This window comes from Modestobacter versicolor, assembly GCF_014195485.1.
Lineage (GTDB): Bacteria > Actinomycetota > Actinomycetes > Mycobacteriales > Geodermatophilaceae > Modestobacter > Modestobacter versicolor.
Genome location: NZ_JACIBU010000001.1, coordinates 1,879,954 through 1,894,744, shown reverse-complemented (window position 1 = coordinate 1,894,744; position 14,791 = coordinate 1,879,954). Strand labels below are relative to the sequence as shown.

The window sequence follows — 14,791 nt, the reverse complement described above, 5'->3', positions numbered from 1 at the left end:
GCCACGAACTGGGACAGATGACCCAGTTGTTTGTGCACGCCCCGGTGTCCCGCGCGCCTGCGTGAGCGAGCCACTGCGGTCAGTCATCCTGCGGACGTGACCGGTCCCGTCGACGTCGTGCGTCCCTCGTGGGACACCCCGCAGCGTGCCCGCCGGCTGCTGCTGGCCAGCCAGCTCAGCCACGTGCTCCCGAGCATCTCGCGGGTGGCCGGGGCGATGGGCCTGCGGATCGGCACGGCCCCCGGTCTGCTGGACATCGTCGACGACGAGGGCGGCCGGCGCATCGACCGGCTGCTGCAGCGGCTGGCCCGGGAGCTGACCGCCGCCGAGACCGAGGCCGTGCGGGTCACCACCGACCCGCCGACCGACGGCGTCGCCCTCGCCACCCGGCTGCTGACCGCCCCCTCGCTCGCCGTGGAGCTCGCCCGCCGCGGCGTGACCGTGGAGATGTCGCTGCTCACCGACGCCGTGCTGTGGCCGGTGTACCAGCCGATCATGTCGCTGGCGACCGGCGGGATGGTCGGCCACGAGGCGCTGCTGCGCGGCCGGGTCGACGGCCGCGAGGTCGGCGGCGGCGACCTGTTCTTCCTGGCCGAGCGGGCCGGCTGGCTGCGCCGGCTCGACCGGCTGGCCCGGGAGGCCGCCATCGCCGGTGCCGCCCCGTGGCTCGGCGGCGCCGACCTCTACGTGAACTCCAACCCGGCGGCCATCTCCCGGCCCTCGGTCTGCCTGGCCACCACCGAGCGCGCGGTGCACGACAGCGGCATCGACCCGCGCCAGCTCGTCTTCGAGGTCGTCGCCTCGCACGCGGTCACCGACCGGGAGCACCTGCTGTCGGTGCTCGAGCACCACCGGTCGCTGGGCTGGCGGGTCGCGCTGGACGACGTCCACGTCGGCTGGTCGAGCCTCGCGCTGGTCTCCGTCGTCCGGCCGGACGTGCTCAAGCTGAGCAAGACGCTGGTCGCCCGGCTGCACGAGCCCGGCCCGAACGCGATCGCCCGCGCGCTGTGCGAGCTCACCCACCTGCAGGGCGGGCAGGTCGTCGCCGAGGGCATCGAGAACGAGCAGATGGCCGCGCAGGCCCGCTCGGTCGGCGCCGACCTCGGGCAGGGCTGGCTGTTCGGCCGGCCGGTGCGCCCGGAGCCGGAGTCCGAGCCGGAGCTCGTCCTCGCTTAGAAGGACCCCGCTGCCCCCCGCCACTCGCACGCTCGCGGCGGGACCCTGCAGCGGGGCCGTTCCAGCACGTCACCAGGGTCTAGGGGCAGCCGACGTTCCAGCCGGTCAGCGCCGGCCAGTCGTGCTCGTGGCCGAGGACGCCGTAGCGGCCGGTGGCCAGCGGGAAGAGCGCGCCCTGCTCCGGGCCGAAGCCCAGCCAGCGGGCGGTGAGGATGCGCAGCACGTGGCCGTGCGCGACGAGGGCCACGTCGCCGTCGGCGAGCAGCGGGCGGGCCCTCTCCAGCACCCGGTCGACCCGCTCGGCGACCTGCGCCAGCGACTCACCCGGGGTGTCGCCGGGCTCGGTGCCGTCGCTCCACAGCGACCAGGAGTGCCCCAGCTGCGCCCGGATCTCCGGGGTCGTGCGGCCCTCCCAGCGGCCGTAGTCGACCTCGACCAGGTCGGGCTCGACGGCGGTCTCGATGCCGCCGTCGAAGAGCCCGGCGAGCTCGGCGGTGCGCCGTGCCCGGGTCAGCGGGCTGACGAAGGCGTGCGTGATCTGCCGGGCCGCGAGCACCGGGCGCAGCCGGCGGGCGTCGTCCTCCCCGCCGGGCAGCAGCGGCAGGTCGGTCAGCCCGGTGTGCTGCCCGCTCGTGCTCCACTCGGTCTGCCCGTGCCGGACGACCACCAGCTCACCCACGTCGTTCCTCTCCTGCGGGCACCGGCACCGGCCCCGCCTCGATCTCGTCGTCCGTGCGGCCGCCGGCCGAGGCCGTGCCCGCGACGGCCATGACCCCCACGGCCCCGAGGATGACCAGCAGCGGGACGCTCCAACCGCCGGTCGCGTCGTGCACCGCCCCCAGCACCAGCGGTCCGGTGGCGGCGACGACGTAACCGCCACCCTGCACCATCGCCGAGAGCCGGCGGTTCTCGGTCAGGTCGGCCGAGCGCCGCACGATGGCGATGAACACGACGGTGAGGCCGCCGCCCTGCGCGATGCCGGCCAGGCAGCACCACAGCGCCCACAGCGACGGGGCGACCAGCAGCCCGACCGGCAGCGTCACCCACAGCGCGGTGACCGCCAGCAGCACCAGCGACGGCCGCTTCCACCAGGCCACCAGCGCCGGCACGGCGAAGGCGCCGACGACGGCGAGCACCTGGAACAGCGAGGAGCTGACCCCGGCCGCGGCCTTGGTCATGCCGTTCTCGTCGGCGAGCAGCGTCGGCAGCCACGCCGTCGCCCCGTAGTAGCTGAACGCCTGACCGGCGAAGGCCAGCGTCAGGCCCCAGGCGACCGGCCGGCGCCACACCGAGCGCGTCGGCCCGGCCGGCGGCGGGGGCGGGGGAGCGGTGCCGGCTGCCTCGGCGGCGGCGGTCCGGGCGACCTGCCGGCGCAGCGCGGTGGTCCAGACGGCGGCGGCGACCGCGACCAGCAGCCCCCAGGCGGCGAGCGCGGCCTGCCAGCCGACCAGCTCGGCCAGCGGCGCGGTCAGGGCGGAGGTCAGCGTGGAGCCGAGGTTGAGCGCCGCGGTGTAGGCGGCGGTGACGACGTTCGTGGCGCCGGGGAAGTCTCGCCCGATCACCACCGGGACGACGACGTTCGCCACCGTGATGGCCAGCCCGATGACCACCGTGCCGGCGATCGCGGCGGCGGGGGAGCCCAGCGACCGCAGCAGCGTGCCGGCCAGCACCCCGGCCATCGAGACCAGCACGGCCCGGTGGACGCCGGTGCGGGCGATCAGCAGCGAGGCCAGCGGGGCGGCGAGGCCGAAGCAGAGCACCGGGATGCTGGTCAGCAGGCCGATCGTGCCGGCCCCGACGGCGAGGTCGCGGCGCAGGTCGTCGGTGACCGGGGCGATCGCGACCAGTGGCCCGCGCATGTTCAGCGCGACCAGCAGGACGCCCGCGAGCAGGAGCACCGGCAGCGCCGCCGCACCCGCCCGCCGTCCTCGTTGCACCGGTCCACCATCCTCCTGGCCGAGAGCCCGCCCGGCGGCGGGGGAGCAGCTGTGCGGCCGCTCACATCACCGGCACCCGGGAAGCCGCGGCCGGGCGGCTCGCTTGTGCACAACAGGAACAGGGTGGGCGCAGCGCCGTCCGCCGTCCGACTTCCCCGAGGAGCTCCATGACCACCGCCACCGTCTCGACCACCTTCGACCTGGGCGGCGACCTCACCGTCCACCGCCTCGGCTACGGCGCCATGCAGCTCACCGGCCCCGGCGTCTGGGACCAGCCGGCCGACCGCGCGGGTGCGCTCGCCGTCGTCAAGGCCGCCGTCGAGCAGGGTGTCGACTTCATCGACACCGCCGACTCCTACGGCCCGCAGGTCAGCGAGCAGATCATCGCCGACGCGCTGCACCCGTACCCGGAGAGCCTGGTCATCGGCACCAAGGCCGGCCTGCTGCGCACCGGCCCGGGCGAGTGGCCGGTCTGCGGCCGGCCCGAGTACCTCACCCAGCAGGTCGAGCTCTCGCTGCGGAACCTGAAGGTCGACCGCATCGACCTCATCCAGCTGCACCGCATCGACCCGCAGGTGCCGCTGGCCGACCAGCTCGGTGCCTTCGCCACGCTCAAGGAGCAGGGCAAGGTCCGGCACATCGGTGTCTCCGAGGTCTCCGTCGAGGAGCTCGAGGCCGCCCGCGAGATCACCGAGATCGCCAGCGTGCAGAACCTCTACAACCTGACCAACCGGCAGAGCCAGGACGTGCTCGACTACGCCGAGGCCGAGGGCATCGCCTTCATCCCGTGGTTCCCGATCGCCACCGGTGACCTGGCCAAGCCCGACAGCCCGGTCGCGGCCGTGGCGAAGGAGCTCGACGCGACGCCGTCCCAGGTCGCGTTGGCCTGGCTGCTGCAGAAGTCGCCGGTGCTCCTGCCCATCCCGGGCACCAAGTCGGTCGAGCACCTCACCGAGAACATGGGCGCCGCGCAGCTGACGCTCTCCGCCGACGACGTGGCGAAGCTCGACGCCCTCGCCTGACGAAGGACCCTCGTGCCCCCCGCCGCTCGCGAGCTCGCGGCGGGCCCCTGCACGAGGGTCGAAGGGCCGTGGACCCCCGGTCGCGATCGTTGCGACCGGGGGTCCAGCATGTCGGGCATGGACGCTGATGTCTTCGCCCAGGTCAGGGACGCCGTCCGCCGGCTCGTCCGTGAGGTCGTCGTCCCGCGCGAGGAGGAGATCGACCTCACCGACCGGGTCCCCGACGAGCTGCGCGCCGCTGCCGCCGAGATGGGGCTGTTCGGCTACGCGCTGCCCGAGGAACACGGCGGCCTCGGCGTCTCGATGAGCGAGGACGTGCAGCTGGCCTTCGAGTTCGGCTACACGACCCCGGCCTTCCGCTCGCTGTTCGGCACCAACAACGGCATCGCCGGCCAGGTCATCGCCCGCTTCGGCAGCGAGGAGCAGCAGCAGGCGTACCTGCCGGGGCTGGCCGCCGGCGAGCTCATCGGCTCGTTCGCGCTGACCGAGGCCGAGGCCGGCTCCGACCCCGCCGGGCTGCGCACCAGCGCCCGCCGCGACGGCGACGGCTGGGTCGTCAACGGCGGGAAGCGCTACATCACCAACGCGCCGATCGCCGACCTCTTCGTGGTGTTCGCCCGCAGCGACCCGGCGGAGAAGGGCGGCCGCGGCATCTCCAGCTTCGTCGTCCCCGCGAGGACGCCCGGCGTCACCGTCGGGCCGCACGACCGGAAGATGGGGCAGTCCGGCGCCTGGACCGCCGAGGTGTTCTTCGACGACGTCCGGGTCCCCGCCTCCGCGCTGGTCGGCGAGGAGGGGCGCGGCTACGCCAAGGCGCTCACCGTGCTCTCCCGCGGCCGGCTGCACATCGCAGCGCTGTGCGTCGGGATGGCCCAGCGGGTGCTCGACGAGTCGGTCGCCTACGCCGCCACGGCCCAGCAGGGCGGCGCCCCGATCGGCCGGTTCCAGCTGGTCCAGGCGATGCTCGCGGAGAGCCACGCCGAGCTGCTGGCCGCGCGCAGCATGGTCCTCGACGTCGCCGCCCGGTACGACTCCGGCGAGGACACCTCGGTCGGGCCGTCGTCGGCCAAGCTGTTCTGCAGCGAGATGGTCGCCCGGGCCACCGACCGCGCGGTGCAGGTGCACGGTGGCCTGGGGTACCTGCGGACGACGCCGGTCGAGCGCTTCTACCGCGACGCCCGGCTGTACCGGCTGTACGAGGGCACGAGCGAGGTGCAGAAGGTGATCATCGGCGGGGCGCTGCTCCGGGCGGCGGGCATGCCCAGGAGCTGAGGCGGGGAGCCGCCGTCAGGCCGGGGTGTGCTCCGGGCCGGTGCCGGGGTGCAGCAGCGCGCCGGTGTGCCCCTCGCCCTTGCTCAGCGCGGCCACGAACTCCCGCAGCAGGTCGCCGCCGCGGTGCCGGGCGACCCAGCCCAGCTGCGTGCGGGCCCGGGTGGTGTCCAGCTGCGGCACGCCGATGCCCAGGTCCAGCCAGCCCGGCTCGATCTGCAGCACGTGGGCGAGGAAGGCCGCCTGCATGCCGGTGCGCAGCACCACCGCGGGCACCGGCACCCGCCGGACGCCCAGCGCGGCGGCGATCCCGTCGGCGTCGAAGTTGGGCGGGGCCACCAGGTTGAACGGGCCGGGCGCCTGCCGGTCGATGATCCGGGCGATCGCGTCGGCGACGTCGTCGGCGTGCACGAACCCCAGGTGCAACGAGCTGGGCAGCGGCAGGGGCAGGAGCTTGGCCACCGAGCCGGGGAACGCCCGGGCGACCGGGAACAGCACCGGGCCGAGGAAGTAGCGGCCGATCTCGCTGGCCGCGTCGGGCTGCAATACCAGCGTCGGGCGGGTCACCGAGACGGTCGTCTGCGGGTGCGCGGCGTCGAAGTCGCGCACCATCTGCTCGCACTCGGACTTCTGCCGGCTGTACTGCGAGCTCGGGATGCCGGTGGTCGGCCAGTCCTCGCGGACCGGGTGCTCCTGGGGGCCGGCGGCGTAGGTGCCGATCGAGGACATGTGCACCACGTGCGGCACCCCGGCCGTTCCGGCGGCGGCGAGCACCCGGCGGGTGCCCTCGATGTTCACCGCGTGCAGCAGGTCGGGCTGCCGGTCGGGGATCAGCGCCCAGGCCAGGTGGACGACGACGTCGGCGCCGTCGAGGAACTCGGCGAGCACCGGCTCGCTGTCCGGGGTGCCGAGGTCGGCGGAGAACCAGCGGACCCCGGCGTACGGCTCGGTCTCCGGTGGCCGGCGCCGGGCCAGGCCGCGCACCTCACCCACCCCGGTCTCGGCGAGCCGGCGCAGCAGCGCCGTGCCGACGTTGCCGCTGGCACCCGTGACAGCCACGGTCATGCCCGGGAGGAGTCCGCTGGTGAGCTCAGCCATGCACAGCGGCTACCCGGTACCGGGCACCGCTCAACCGCTGACCTCCACACCCGCGAGCTCGGTGCCGCGGACGGCGGCCAGCCGCTCGGCCTCGGCCTCCAGCGCCGGGCGGGGGACGTCGCGCCACAGCTCCACCTGCACGCCCAGCCGCGTGCCGGCCTTGCGCGGCCGCCAGGTGCCGGCGATCTCGCCGTCGACGAGCACGCCGCCGGGCCGGCCGAGGATGCGCCAGACGTCCTTGGCCCGGGTCTCGTCGGGCAGCAGCAGCGACCGGTCGCGGGTCTGCAGGTAGGGGTCGAAGGGGCCGAGCAGCCGGGTGGTGCGCACCGGGCCGGCGGTCAGCCGCTCGACGTCACCGGCCAGGGCCCACCGCCGCTCGCCGTCCACCTGCACCTCGACCGCGTCCTCGGGCCAGTGCGCCTGCACTTCCTTCACCGGGGCGTCGAGGTAGGCGGCGACCTGCTGCGGGGTGGCCGGGCCGTGCAGCCGCAGGTAGCCCCGGACGACGTCCAGGTGCTCGGGCACCGCGTCGGCGGGCGCGAACCCGGGGATCGGCTGCAGCACCGGCGGAGAGGTGTCCGGCTGCAGCTCCAGGCCGGCGCGCAGGGCGGCGAGCCGGAAGGACTGCTCGTACACGTGCACGGCCTTGCAGGCTCGGCAGTCGCGCAGGTACGGCGGATCCACTCGCTCCGTGAGCTGCCGCGACATCTCGCCCTTGGCTGTCGGGGCGGTGACGACCTCCCGCATGTGCGCCGCGACGGTGTCCAGCGCCGTCAGGATCGGGATGCCCGCGGCCTTGAGCGGCTTGGCCCCGTCGAAGATGCGCTTGGCCGCGTCGGCGTCGGAGAACGGTGCGGTCGCCGCGGCCACGCCGGGGAGGTCGGCCCGGCGGTAGAGGTGCGGTGCGCCGCGCAGCGTCCAGACGAGGGCGAGGTCGTCGGGTGCGACGTCGTCCAGACCGCGGACGGCGAGCGCCCAGCGGCCGGCGTCGGCGCCGGTGTCCTGCACGCCGAGGTCGAGGACGGCGGTGTCGGCGAGGGTGCCCGCGGTGCGGTCCAGCTGGTGGGCGCGCACCCGGGACGCGAGGACGTCGGCGCGGGTCAGCTGCAGCGGGGCCACGCGCAGACCGTACGACCGACCACCGACGATCAGGAGTGGGTGCGCACGTGCGCGGTGATCAGCTCCCCGGTGCGCTCGGCGGCGAGCTCGGGGATCCAGTGGTTGACGTCCTCGAGCACCTCGAGCGCGTACGGCGCGGCGACGAACTCGGCGGTCGCCTCGGTGGCCGCCCGGCCGAGGAACGCGTCACCGGCGCCCCACACGTGCAGCGTCGGCACCCGCACCTTCCCGATCGGCGTGCGGGCGCCCACCGGCAGCGCGCGGTACCAGTTGAGCGCCGCGGTCAGCGCGCCCGGCTGCCGCATCCGGTCGACGTACTCCTCGACCAGCTCGGCCGGCAGCCCGCCCTGGCGGAGCATCCGCCGCAGCACCGTGCCGTGGCCGGCCAGCAGCACGCCCTCGGGCACCGCGGGCAGCTGGAAGAGCGCGATGTAGGACGACCGCAGCGCCTGGTCGCTGTGCGCGAGCGCGTGGCTCATCGCCGCCGGGTGCGGCACCGACAGCGCGGTGAGCGTGCGCACCCGCCACGGGTGCCAGGCAGCCAGCGCCCAGGCGGCGATGCCTCCCCAGTCGTGCCCGACGACGTGCGCGGACCGCAGCCCGGCGGCGTCCAGCAGGGCCAGGACGTCGTCGACCACCTCCCGCAGCGCGTACGCCGACCGCCCGGTCGGGCGGGCGCCGGGGGAGTAGCCGCGCTGGTCGGGGGCGAGGGTGCGCAGCCCGGCCGAGTGCAGCACCGGGCTCAGCCGGTCGAAGGCCGAGCTGTCCTGCGGGAAGCCGTGCAGCAGGACGACGGGGTCGCCGTCGGCCGGGCCGGAGTCACGGACGTCGAACACCAGGTCGCCGCGCGAGAAGCTGTCCATGCGACGACTCTGCCCGTTCCGGGCGGGGCTCACTCGGGGAGGGCGGGGCTCACTCGGGGAGGACGTGCGCGAACACCGACGTCGGCTCACCCGCGGCGTCCCGGACGACCGACACCCGCACCAGCACCGGCACCTCGGAGCCGTCGGCGTGCAGGAACCGGGTCGACAGCTCGGTCAGGCCGATGAACTCGGTGAACAGCCCGCCGACCGCCGCCCGGTCCCCGGCCGGGGTGAGGTCGAGCACCCGCCGGTCGGCCAGCGCGTCGGTGGTGGTGCCCAGCAGCGCGGCGAAGGCCTTGTTGACCCGCAGCAGCCGGCCGTCCATCCGGGTGAGCGTCATGCCGATCGGTGCGTCGTCGAAGGCGTGCCGGAACATCGCCTCGCTGTCGGCCAGCGCCCGGCGGGCCTCGACCGTGGCAGTGACGTCGCGGGAGACCGACAGCACCTCCCGCACGGTGCCGTCGGCGTCGGTGAGCTGGCGGGTGTCGCTCTCCAGCCACCGGACGCTGCCGTCGCGGTGCACCGCGCGGTGCACCCCCTGGCCCTGCGCGTAGCGGGCCGCGAGCGCCGGGTCGGCGGTCATCCGGGCCAGGTCGTCGGGGTGCAGGAAGCGCCCGACGGAGACGCCGACCAGCTCCTGGGGCAGCCAGCCGAGCATCGCGCCGCTGCTGGCCGAGGCGTAGGTGATGACCCGGTCCGGGGTGGTCACCAGCAGCAGCTCGTCGTTCCCGCCGAGCGGCAGCACCGGTCCGCCGTCCGCGCCGGCCAGCGGCTCGGCGACCGCGCGGGAGGTGAGCAGCCCGGTCAGCCGCGGCGAGGCCTCCTCGGGCCGGCCGAACAGCCAGCCCTGGGCGGAGTCGCAGCCCATCGCGATCAGCTGCTGCGCCTGCTCGGCGGTCTCCACGCCCTCGGCGCACACCCGCCGGCCCAGGCTGTGCGCCGCCTCGATGACCAGCCGCACGAGCACGCCGTCGGCGGTGTCGCTGGCCACCCGCTCGATGAACGAGCGGTCGATCTTCACCAGGTGCACCGGCAGGCCGCGCAGCAGGCTCAGCGCCGAGTGGCCGGCGCCGAAGTCGTCCAGCGCGAGCCGCACGCCCAGGTCGCGCACCTGCGACAGGCGGGCGGCCGTGGCGGTGAGGTCGGTGATCGCCGCGGTCTCGGTGATCTCCAGGCACAGCCGGTCGGCGGCCAGGCCGCTGTCGCTCAGCGCCCGGGTGACGTCGTCGATGAACCCGCGCTGGGCCAGCTGCACCGGCGACACGTTGACCGCGACGGTGGGCGCCACGCCCGAGGGGCCGATCGGCCAGCCGGCCGCCTCCCGGCACGCCGTATGCAGCACCCAGCGGCCCAGGTCGACGACCAGGCCGGTGCGCTCGGCGAGCGGGATGAACACGTCGGGGGCCACCCGGCCGAGCTCCGCGTCGTCCCAGCGAGCGAGCGCCTCCACGCCGGTCACCTGACCGGAGGGCAGCGCGACGACGGGCTGGTAGTGCAGCTGCAGGTCCTCGGTCTCGATCGCCCGGCGCAGCCGCCGTTCCATCCGGTGCCGGGCGCGGACGGCGTCGGTGGTCTCGACGTCCTCCAGCAGCTCGACGCCGAAGTGGGCGACCCGGCCGCGGCCGAGCGACTTGGCCCGGGCCACCGCGAGGTCCGCCTGGTGCAGCAGCGCGTCGGGCGAGGTCGACGGCCCGCCGGCCGAGCCGGCCACCCCGACGCTCGCGCCCAGGCTGACCAGCTGCTCGGCGCCGTCCTCCTCGTCGGCGACGACGAAGGGCGCGGCGGCGGTCAGCACCATCCGCTCGGCGAGCGCGGTGCTCTGCGCGCCGGTGAGCGGCGCCTCGGTGAGCACCGCGAACTCGTCGCCGGTCAGCCGGACGACGAGGTCGCCGCTGCGGGCCACGGCGCGCAGCCGCTGCGCGAACTCGACGAGCACCTGGTCGCCGGCGGTGTGGCCGAGGTGGTCGTTGACGTCCTTGAACCGGTCGAGGTCGATCACGAACAGCACGGCGGGGCCGGGGCCGCGCTCGGCCTGGCGGAGCCGCTCGACGAGGAAGAGCCGGTTGGGCAGGCCGGTCAGCGGGTCGTGCAGCGCCTGGTAGGCGTACTGCTGGGCGAGCTGCTCGAAGACGGCGGTCACCGGGGCCACCGAGAGCCGGCCGTCGGGCCCGGCCACCAGGACCGCGTCGAGGAGGTCGTCGCCGCCGCTGCGCCGGTGGATCACCGCGGCGGCCGCGCGGCCCACCGGGCAGTCCGCCGGGAAGACCAGGGCCTCCGGCGGTGCGGCGTCGACGACGGTGCGCCGCTGCATCAGCAGCCGGCCGTAGCCGAGCCGGCCGGTCATCGCCAGCTCGAACCAGGAGCGGCTGACCAGCACCGGCTGCCCGGGGACGTCGAGCACCACCCAGCGCAGGCCGGCGTCCCGGCGGAAGACGGCGTCCAGCGAGGCCATCGTCGCGGTGGGCGGCACCAGCCGCGCCGGCTGCGCCAGCTCGGCGAGGAGCACCTGGCTCTCCGGCCGGGTCAGCTCGGCGGTCAGCGCGACCTGCAGGACTCCCTCGGGCAGGGACGGCGCAGCGGTCGCCGCCGTCGCCCCGGCCGGGGTCGCTGAGGTGACCGGTGCTGCGGTCACCGTGGGAGAGCTGGTCATCCGTGCCCGTGCTCCTGTCCTCGTCCCCGTCCTGGGGTCCTCGTCAGTGTGCGGACAGTCGCTCTCCGTGACGACGGCCTCTCACCCGTCCGAGTCGATCTTGGTCCTGGGGTGTCGGTGCACGTCGCTGCGGCGTCGGGGACGATGGCACCCGTGGTGGCATCCCCGGCAGCAGAGCTGATCGTCCTGGTCGACGAGGACGGGACGGCGATCGGCGCGATGCCCAAGCCGCTGGTGCACCACGGCGAGACGCCGCTGCACCGGGCCTTCTCCGCCTACCTGTTCGACGACGACGGCCGGCTGCTGGTCACCCGGCGCGCGGAGGACAAGGCGACCTTCCCCGGCATGTGGACCAACACGGTGTGCGGGCACCCCGGCCCCGGCGAGCCCGACCCGGACGCGATCGCCCGCCGGGCCGGCTACGAGCTCGGCCTCGGGGTCGCCGACCTGCGGCCGGCGCTGCCGTCCTACCGCTACCGCGCCGAGTTCCGCGGCGTGGTGGAGAACGAGGTCTGCCCGGTCTACCTGGGGCGGTTCACCGGCACGCCGGCCCCCGACCCGACCGAGGTCGGGGAGTGGGAGCTGCTGGAGTGGGCGGCTTTCCGGGCCCGGCAGGAGACCACCCAGTACGACGAGTGGTCACCCTGGTGCCGCGAGCAGGCCCGCCTCATCGAGGCCGCCGGCCTGGTGACCTGATCGAGGACCTTGCTGCCCCCCGCCCCTCGCAGGCTCGCGGCGGGCCCCTGCAGCAAGGCCGTCAGGCGTTGACGACGAGCCGCACGGTGCAGCCGTCGCCGGACTCGTCGGCCGGGCCGGTGGTCAGGCTGTCGACCGAGCGGCGGGCCAGCCACAGCCCCATCCCGCCGACGGCCATGTCGCCGTGCGCCGGCCCGTAGCCCACCAGCGGGTCGTCGAAGGCGGTGCCGCGGTCGGTGACCGCGCACAGCAGCCGCTCGGGTGAGCACCACAGGGTCACGTCGACCGGCGGGACGCCGTGCTCGGCGGCGTTGGCGGTGACCTCGTCGATGGCCAGCACGAAGTCCTGCGCGGCGTCCGCCGAGAGCGCGCTCTCGGCCAGGACCTGGTTGAGCGCCCGGCGCAGCACCCGCATGTCGTCGAGGTCGGCCATCGCCAGCGCCGGCTCGGTGGACTCCAGCGGGTCCGGCGGCTGGGCGCGCTGCACCTCGCGCAGCAGCTCGGCCGGCGGCCGGTAGTCGGCGTTGCGGACCGCGCCGTCTCGGGTGAGCAGCCACGGGTGGGTGGCCCGGGCGAGCGACCCGCCGTCCTCGCCCGCCGGCACCATCAGGCACAGGTGGTCGACCGGCCGCTCGGCCAGCACGTGGTTGAGCAGCGCCTCGGTCTGCGTCCAGGTCGACCAGTCGGCCTGCCGGCCGGGGCCGGTGACCAGGTGCAGCCGACGTCCGTCGCCGGGCAGCTCCCGGTCGATGAGCGCGGTGAGGGCGGCGATCGCGTCCGGTGGCCGCCGGTCGAGCGGTTCGGGGGACACCACCTGGACGCCCGCGTTGCCACCCAGCGCCCCGGCCAGTGCGGCGGCGACCGGCTCCGGGCAGGCGATCACCACCGGCTCCCCGGTGGACAGCGCGCCGCTGAGGAAGGGCGCCACGGTCGTGGCGACGTCCTCCCCGGTGCTCATCACGTGGCCGACGTGCCGGTAGATCTGCTGGTCCTGGCTCGGCTGCACCACGGACCCCCCGTCCCTGTGTCGGATGCTTCGACACCAGCCCTGTGCCCGGCATCCCCGATCGGGAACCATCCGGCACCCAGGTCACACCCGGACGGCGCGCCGCCGGGCGTTTCGCGGACCCCCGCAGCGGTCAGCGACACGGGGGTGACCGCCGCGCTGCTGCCGCCCCGCCGGGACGGCTGCCCCAAGCGGATGGTCTTCGGCCCGTGCGGGGGGGTCCGCGACGACGGGGGGTGCGAGCTCGCCGAGCACCCGTGCGTCTTCCTGGCGCCACCGCTGCCGCGCTGGCCGGCGCGGCCCGCCACCCCGCCCGCCCCGCGGCCGGACGGGCTGCTCGACCGCGCGCAGCGGGGGCCGGTGGTGCTCGCCGACCTGACCGTGGCCCCGTTCGACCGGGCCTCGGTGCGGTCGGTGGTGGGCGTGCTCGCCCCGGTCAGCGACGCCCTGCTGGTCGGCGAGCACCAGGGCCGACCGGACCTCCCGCCCACGCTGATGGCCCAGGAGGTGCTCGCCGCCGGCGGGCGGCCGTGGACGACGCTGGCCTGCCGCGACCGCAACCGGCTGGTGCTGGAGCAGGAGCTCGGCGGGCTGGCCGCCGTCGGTGTCGACGGCGTGCTCTGCGTGACCGGCGACGGGCGGCGGCCGGGAGCCCGGCCGGAGGTGTCCTCGGTGTTCGACCTCGACGGCACCCGGCTCGCGGCGCTGGCCACCGCGGCCGGGCTGTCCGCCGCGGTGGCCGAGTCGCCCGACGCGCCGCCGGTGCCGCTGCGCCCGGCGCGGGTCGCGGAGAAGCAGCGGGCGGGTGCCCAGCTCTGCGTGCTCAACCACGTCGCCGGCCCCGCCCAGCTGGCGACGTTCACCGCCGCCGCGAGGGCAGCCGGTGCGACGCTGCCGTTCATCGCGTCGGTCGCCGTCTACACCGACGAGCGCTCGGCCCGGGTGCTGCAGCGGTTCCCCGGCCTGCACCTGGACGCCGCCGTGGTCGAGCGCGTGCTCACCGCACCTGACACGGTGGTGGCCGGCATCGCCGCGGCGGTCGCGGAGGCCCGGGCGCTGCTCGCCGTCCCCGGGGTGGTGGGGGTCAACCTGTCCGGGCTCGCGTCGGCGCACGGCGAGGCGACGGCCGCGGCGGTCAAGGCCGAGGTGGCCACGAGGATCCGGGAAGAGGGCAGATGAGCGAGCTCGCCAGCGAGGCCATGGAGTCCGAGTTCGGCACGGTCGCCGGGTGGACCGAGGAGGCGGTGCGCGCGCTCGGGCCCGAGCACGCCGTCCCGGCCGGCTGCCGGGGGAGCGGCAGCGAGGGTGCGCTGCGCTGGCTGGCCGACGCCCTCGCGGTCCGCCCGGGTGAGCGGGTGCTCGACTCCGGCGCCGGCGTCGGCGGGCCCGCCGGGTGGCTGGCCGCCGAGCGGGGCGTGCGGCCGGTGTGCGCCGAGCCGATGGCGCCGGCCGTGCACGCCAGCCGGGCCCTGTTCGGGCTGCCCGCGGTGGTGGCGCTCTCCCAGGCGCTGCCGTTCGCCGACGACTCGTTCGACGTGGCGTGGTGCCTGGGCGTGCTGTGCACCACCGAGGAGAAGGCCGCGCTGCTGGCCGAGCTGCGCCGGGTGCTGGCCGACGGCGGCCGGCTGGGTCTGCTGGTCTTCGTCGCCGACGAGCCGCTGCCGCCCCCGCTGCCCGACGGCAACAGCTTCCCGTCGTCCGCGGAGGTCGAGCAGCTGCTGGCCGGTGCCGGGTTCACCGTCACCGGCACCGCCGACGCCGACCTGTCCGACAGCCCGGCGGAGTGGCAGCAGCGGGCCGACGCCGTCGACGCGGAGGTGGAGCGCCGGCACGGCGGCGACCCGGAGTGGCGGCAGGCGCAGGAGAACGCGCGCCGGGTCGGGCGGCTGATCGGCTCCGGCGCCCTGCGGCCGAGGATGGTCTCGGCCGTCACCACCTAGGGGGGCACCCGGTAT

Annotated in this window: 13 protein-coding genes; 6 read left to right on the top strand and 7 right to left on the bottom strand. The window is 75.7% G+C overall.

Annotated features, from left to right (window positions below; all coding sequences use genetic code 11):
- Positions 1 to 96: 96 nt before the first annotated feature.
- Positions 97 to 1,176: an EAL domain-containing protein gene (locus FHX36_RS09155; RefSeq protein WP_110554187.1), complete on the top strand. Its 1,080-nt coding sequence runs from the start codon at positions 97 to 99 to the stop codon at positions 1,174 to 1,176.
- Positions 1,177 to 1,255: 79 nt separating this feature from the next.
- Here the strand turns inward: FHX36_RS09155 and FHX36_RS09150 are convergent, their stop codons facing one another.
- Both FHX36_RS09150 and FHX36_RS09145 read right to left on the bottom strand, forming a co-directional pair.
- Positions 1,256 to 1,855, bottom strand: a complete 600-nt coding sequence (locus FHX36_RS09150) for a histidine phosphatase family protein (protein ID WP_110554188.1) — start codon at positions 1,853 to 1,855, stop codon at positions 1,256 to 1,258.
- Positions 1,848 to 3,113: an MFS transporter gene (locus FHX36_RS09145; RefSeq protein ID WP_221202835.1), complete on the bottom strand. Its 1,266-nt coding sequence runs from the start codon at positions 3,111 to 3,113 to the stop codon at positions 1,848 to 1,850. The genes FHX36_RS09150 and FHX36_RS09145 overlap by 8 nt, the downstream gene beginning before the upstream one ends.
- Before the next feature lie 167 nt (positions 3,114 to 3,280).
- Here FHX36_RS09145 and FHX36_RS09140 point away from each other — a divergent pair, with 167 nt between their 5' ends.
- Together FHX36_RS09140 and FHX36_RS09135 are read left to right on the top strand one after the other, a co-directional pair.
- Positions 3,281 to 4,135, top strand: a complete 855-nt coding sequence (locus FHX36_RS09140; protein WP_110552660.1) for an aldo/keto reductase — start codon at positions 3,281 to 3,283, stop codon at positions 4,133 to 4,135.
- Between the two features lie 117 nt (positions 4,136 to 4,252).
- Positions 4,253 to 5,407 (top strand): acyl-CoA dehydrogenase family protein, encoded by a 1,155-nt coding sequence (locus FHX36_RS09135; protein ID WP_110552661.1) that lies wholly within the window; start codon positions 4,253 to 4,255, stop codon positions 5,405 to 5,407.
- A gap of 15 nt (positions 5,408 to 5,422) precedes the next feature.
- Here FHX36_RS09135 and FHX36_RS09130 read toward each other — a convergent pair whose 3' ends face one another.
- The 4 genes from FHX36_RS09130 to FHX36_RS09115 all read right to left on the bottom strand — a co-directional run bounded on the left by FHX36_RS09130 (position 5,423) and on the right by FHX36_RS09115 (position 11,134).
- Positions 5,423 to 6,469 carry an NAD-dependent epimerase/dehydratase family protein gene (locus FHX36_RS09130; protein WP_246405441.1) on the bottom strand — a complete coding sequence of 349 codons (1,047 nt, stop codon included), beginning with the start codon at positions 6,467 to 6,469 and terminating at the stop codon, positions 5,423 to 5,425.
- Between the two features lie 63 nt (positions 6,470 to 6,532).
- Positions 6,533 to 7,621 (bottom strand): winged helix DNA-binding domain-containing protein, encoded by a 1,089-nt coding sequence (locus FHX36_RS09125; RefSeq protein WP_110552658.1) that lies wholly within the window; start codon positions 7,619 to 7,621, stop codon positions 6,533 to 6,535.
- 29 nt (positions 7,622 to 7,650) lie between these two features.
- A complete protein-coding gene (locus tag FHX36_RS09120; protein ID WP_110552657.1) occupies positions 7,651 to 8,484 on the bottom strand; it encodes an alpha/beta fold hydrolase in 834 nt (277 codons plus the stop codon).
- A gap of 49 nt (positions 8,485 to 8,533) precedes the next feature.
- Complete coding sequence (locus FHX36_RS09115; RefSeq protein ID WP_146251622.1) at positions 8,534 to 11,134, bottom strand: EAL domain-containing protein; 2,601 nt, start codon at positions 11,132 to 11,134, stop codon at positions 8,534 to 8,536.
- A 153-nt stretch (positions 11,135 to 11,287) separates the two neighbouring features.
- Here FHX36_RS09115 and idi point away from each other — a divergent pair, with 153 nt between their 5' ends.
- On the top strand, positions 11,288 to 11,830 hold the full coding sequence (gene idi / locus FHX36_RS09110) for an isopentenyl-diphosphate Delta-isomerase (RefSeq protein WP_258372789.1): 543 nt from the start codon (positions 11,288 to 11,290) through the stop codon (positions 11,828 to 11,830).
- Between the two features lie 61 nt (positions 11,831 to 11,891).
- Here the strand turns inward: idi and FHX36_RS23860 are convergent, their stop codons facing one another.
- On the bottom strand, positions 11,892 to 12,839 hold the full coding sequence (locus FHX36_RS23860; RefSeq protein ID WP_181428803.1) for an ATP-binding protein: 948 nt from the start codon (positions 12,837 to 12,839) through the stop codon (positions 11,892 to 11,894).
- A 144-nt stretch (positions 12,840 to 12,983) separates the two neighbouring features.
- Between FHX36_RS23860 and FHX36_RS09100 the strand changes: the two genes are divergently transcribed.
- Together FHX36_RS09100 and FHX36_RS09095 are read left to right on the top strand one after the other, a co-directional pair.
- Positions 12,984 to 14,015 (top strand): methylenetetrahydrofolate reductase C-terminal domain-containing protein, encoded by a 1,032-nt coding sequence (locus FHX36_RS09100; protein ID WP_343056588.1) that lies wholly within the window; start codon positions 12,984 to 12,986, stop codon positions 14,013 to 14,015.
- On the top strand, positions 14,012 to 14,776 hold the full coding sequence (locus tag FHX36_RS09095) for a class I SAM-dependent methyltransferase (RefSeq protein WP_246405440.1): 765 nt from the start codon (positions 14,012 to 14,014) through the stop codon (positions 14,774 to 14,776). The genes FHX36_RS09100 and FHX36_RS09095 overlap by 4 nt, the downstream gene beginning before the upstream one ends.
- Positions 14,777 to 14,791 lie beyond the last annotated feature (15 nt).

Bases quoted from the DNA above. Each gene is read 5' to 3' on its own strand.
- FHX36_RS09140 (WP_110552660.1), top strand. From the start codon at position 3,281: ATGACCACCGCCACCGTCTCGACCACCTTCGACCTGGGCGGCGACCTC.
- FHX36_RS09135 (WP_110552661.1), top strand. From the start codon at position 4,253: ATGGACGCTGATGTCTTCGCCCAGGTCAGGGACGCCGTCCGCCGGCTC.
- FHX36_RS09130 (WP_246405441.1), bottom strand. From the start codon at position 6,469: ATGACCGTGGCTGTCACGGGTGCCAGCGGCAACGTCGGCACGGCGCTG.
- FHX36_RS09120 (WP_110552657.1), bottom strand. From the start codon at position 8,484: ATGGACAGCTTCTCGCGCGGCGACCTGGTGTTCGACGTCCGTGACTCC.
- FHX36_RS09115 (WP_146251622.1), bottom strand. From the start codon at position 11,134: ATGACCAGCTCTCCCACGGTGACCGCAGCACCGGTCACCTCAGCGACC.
- FHX36_RS09095 (WP_246405440.1), top strand. From the start codon at position 14,012: ATGAGCGAGCTCGCCAGCGAGGCCATGGAGTCCGAGTTCGGCACGGTC.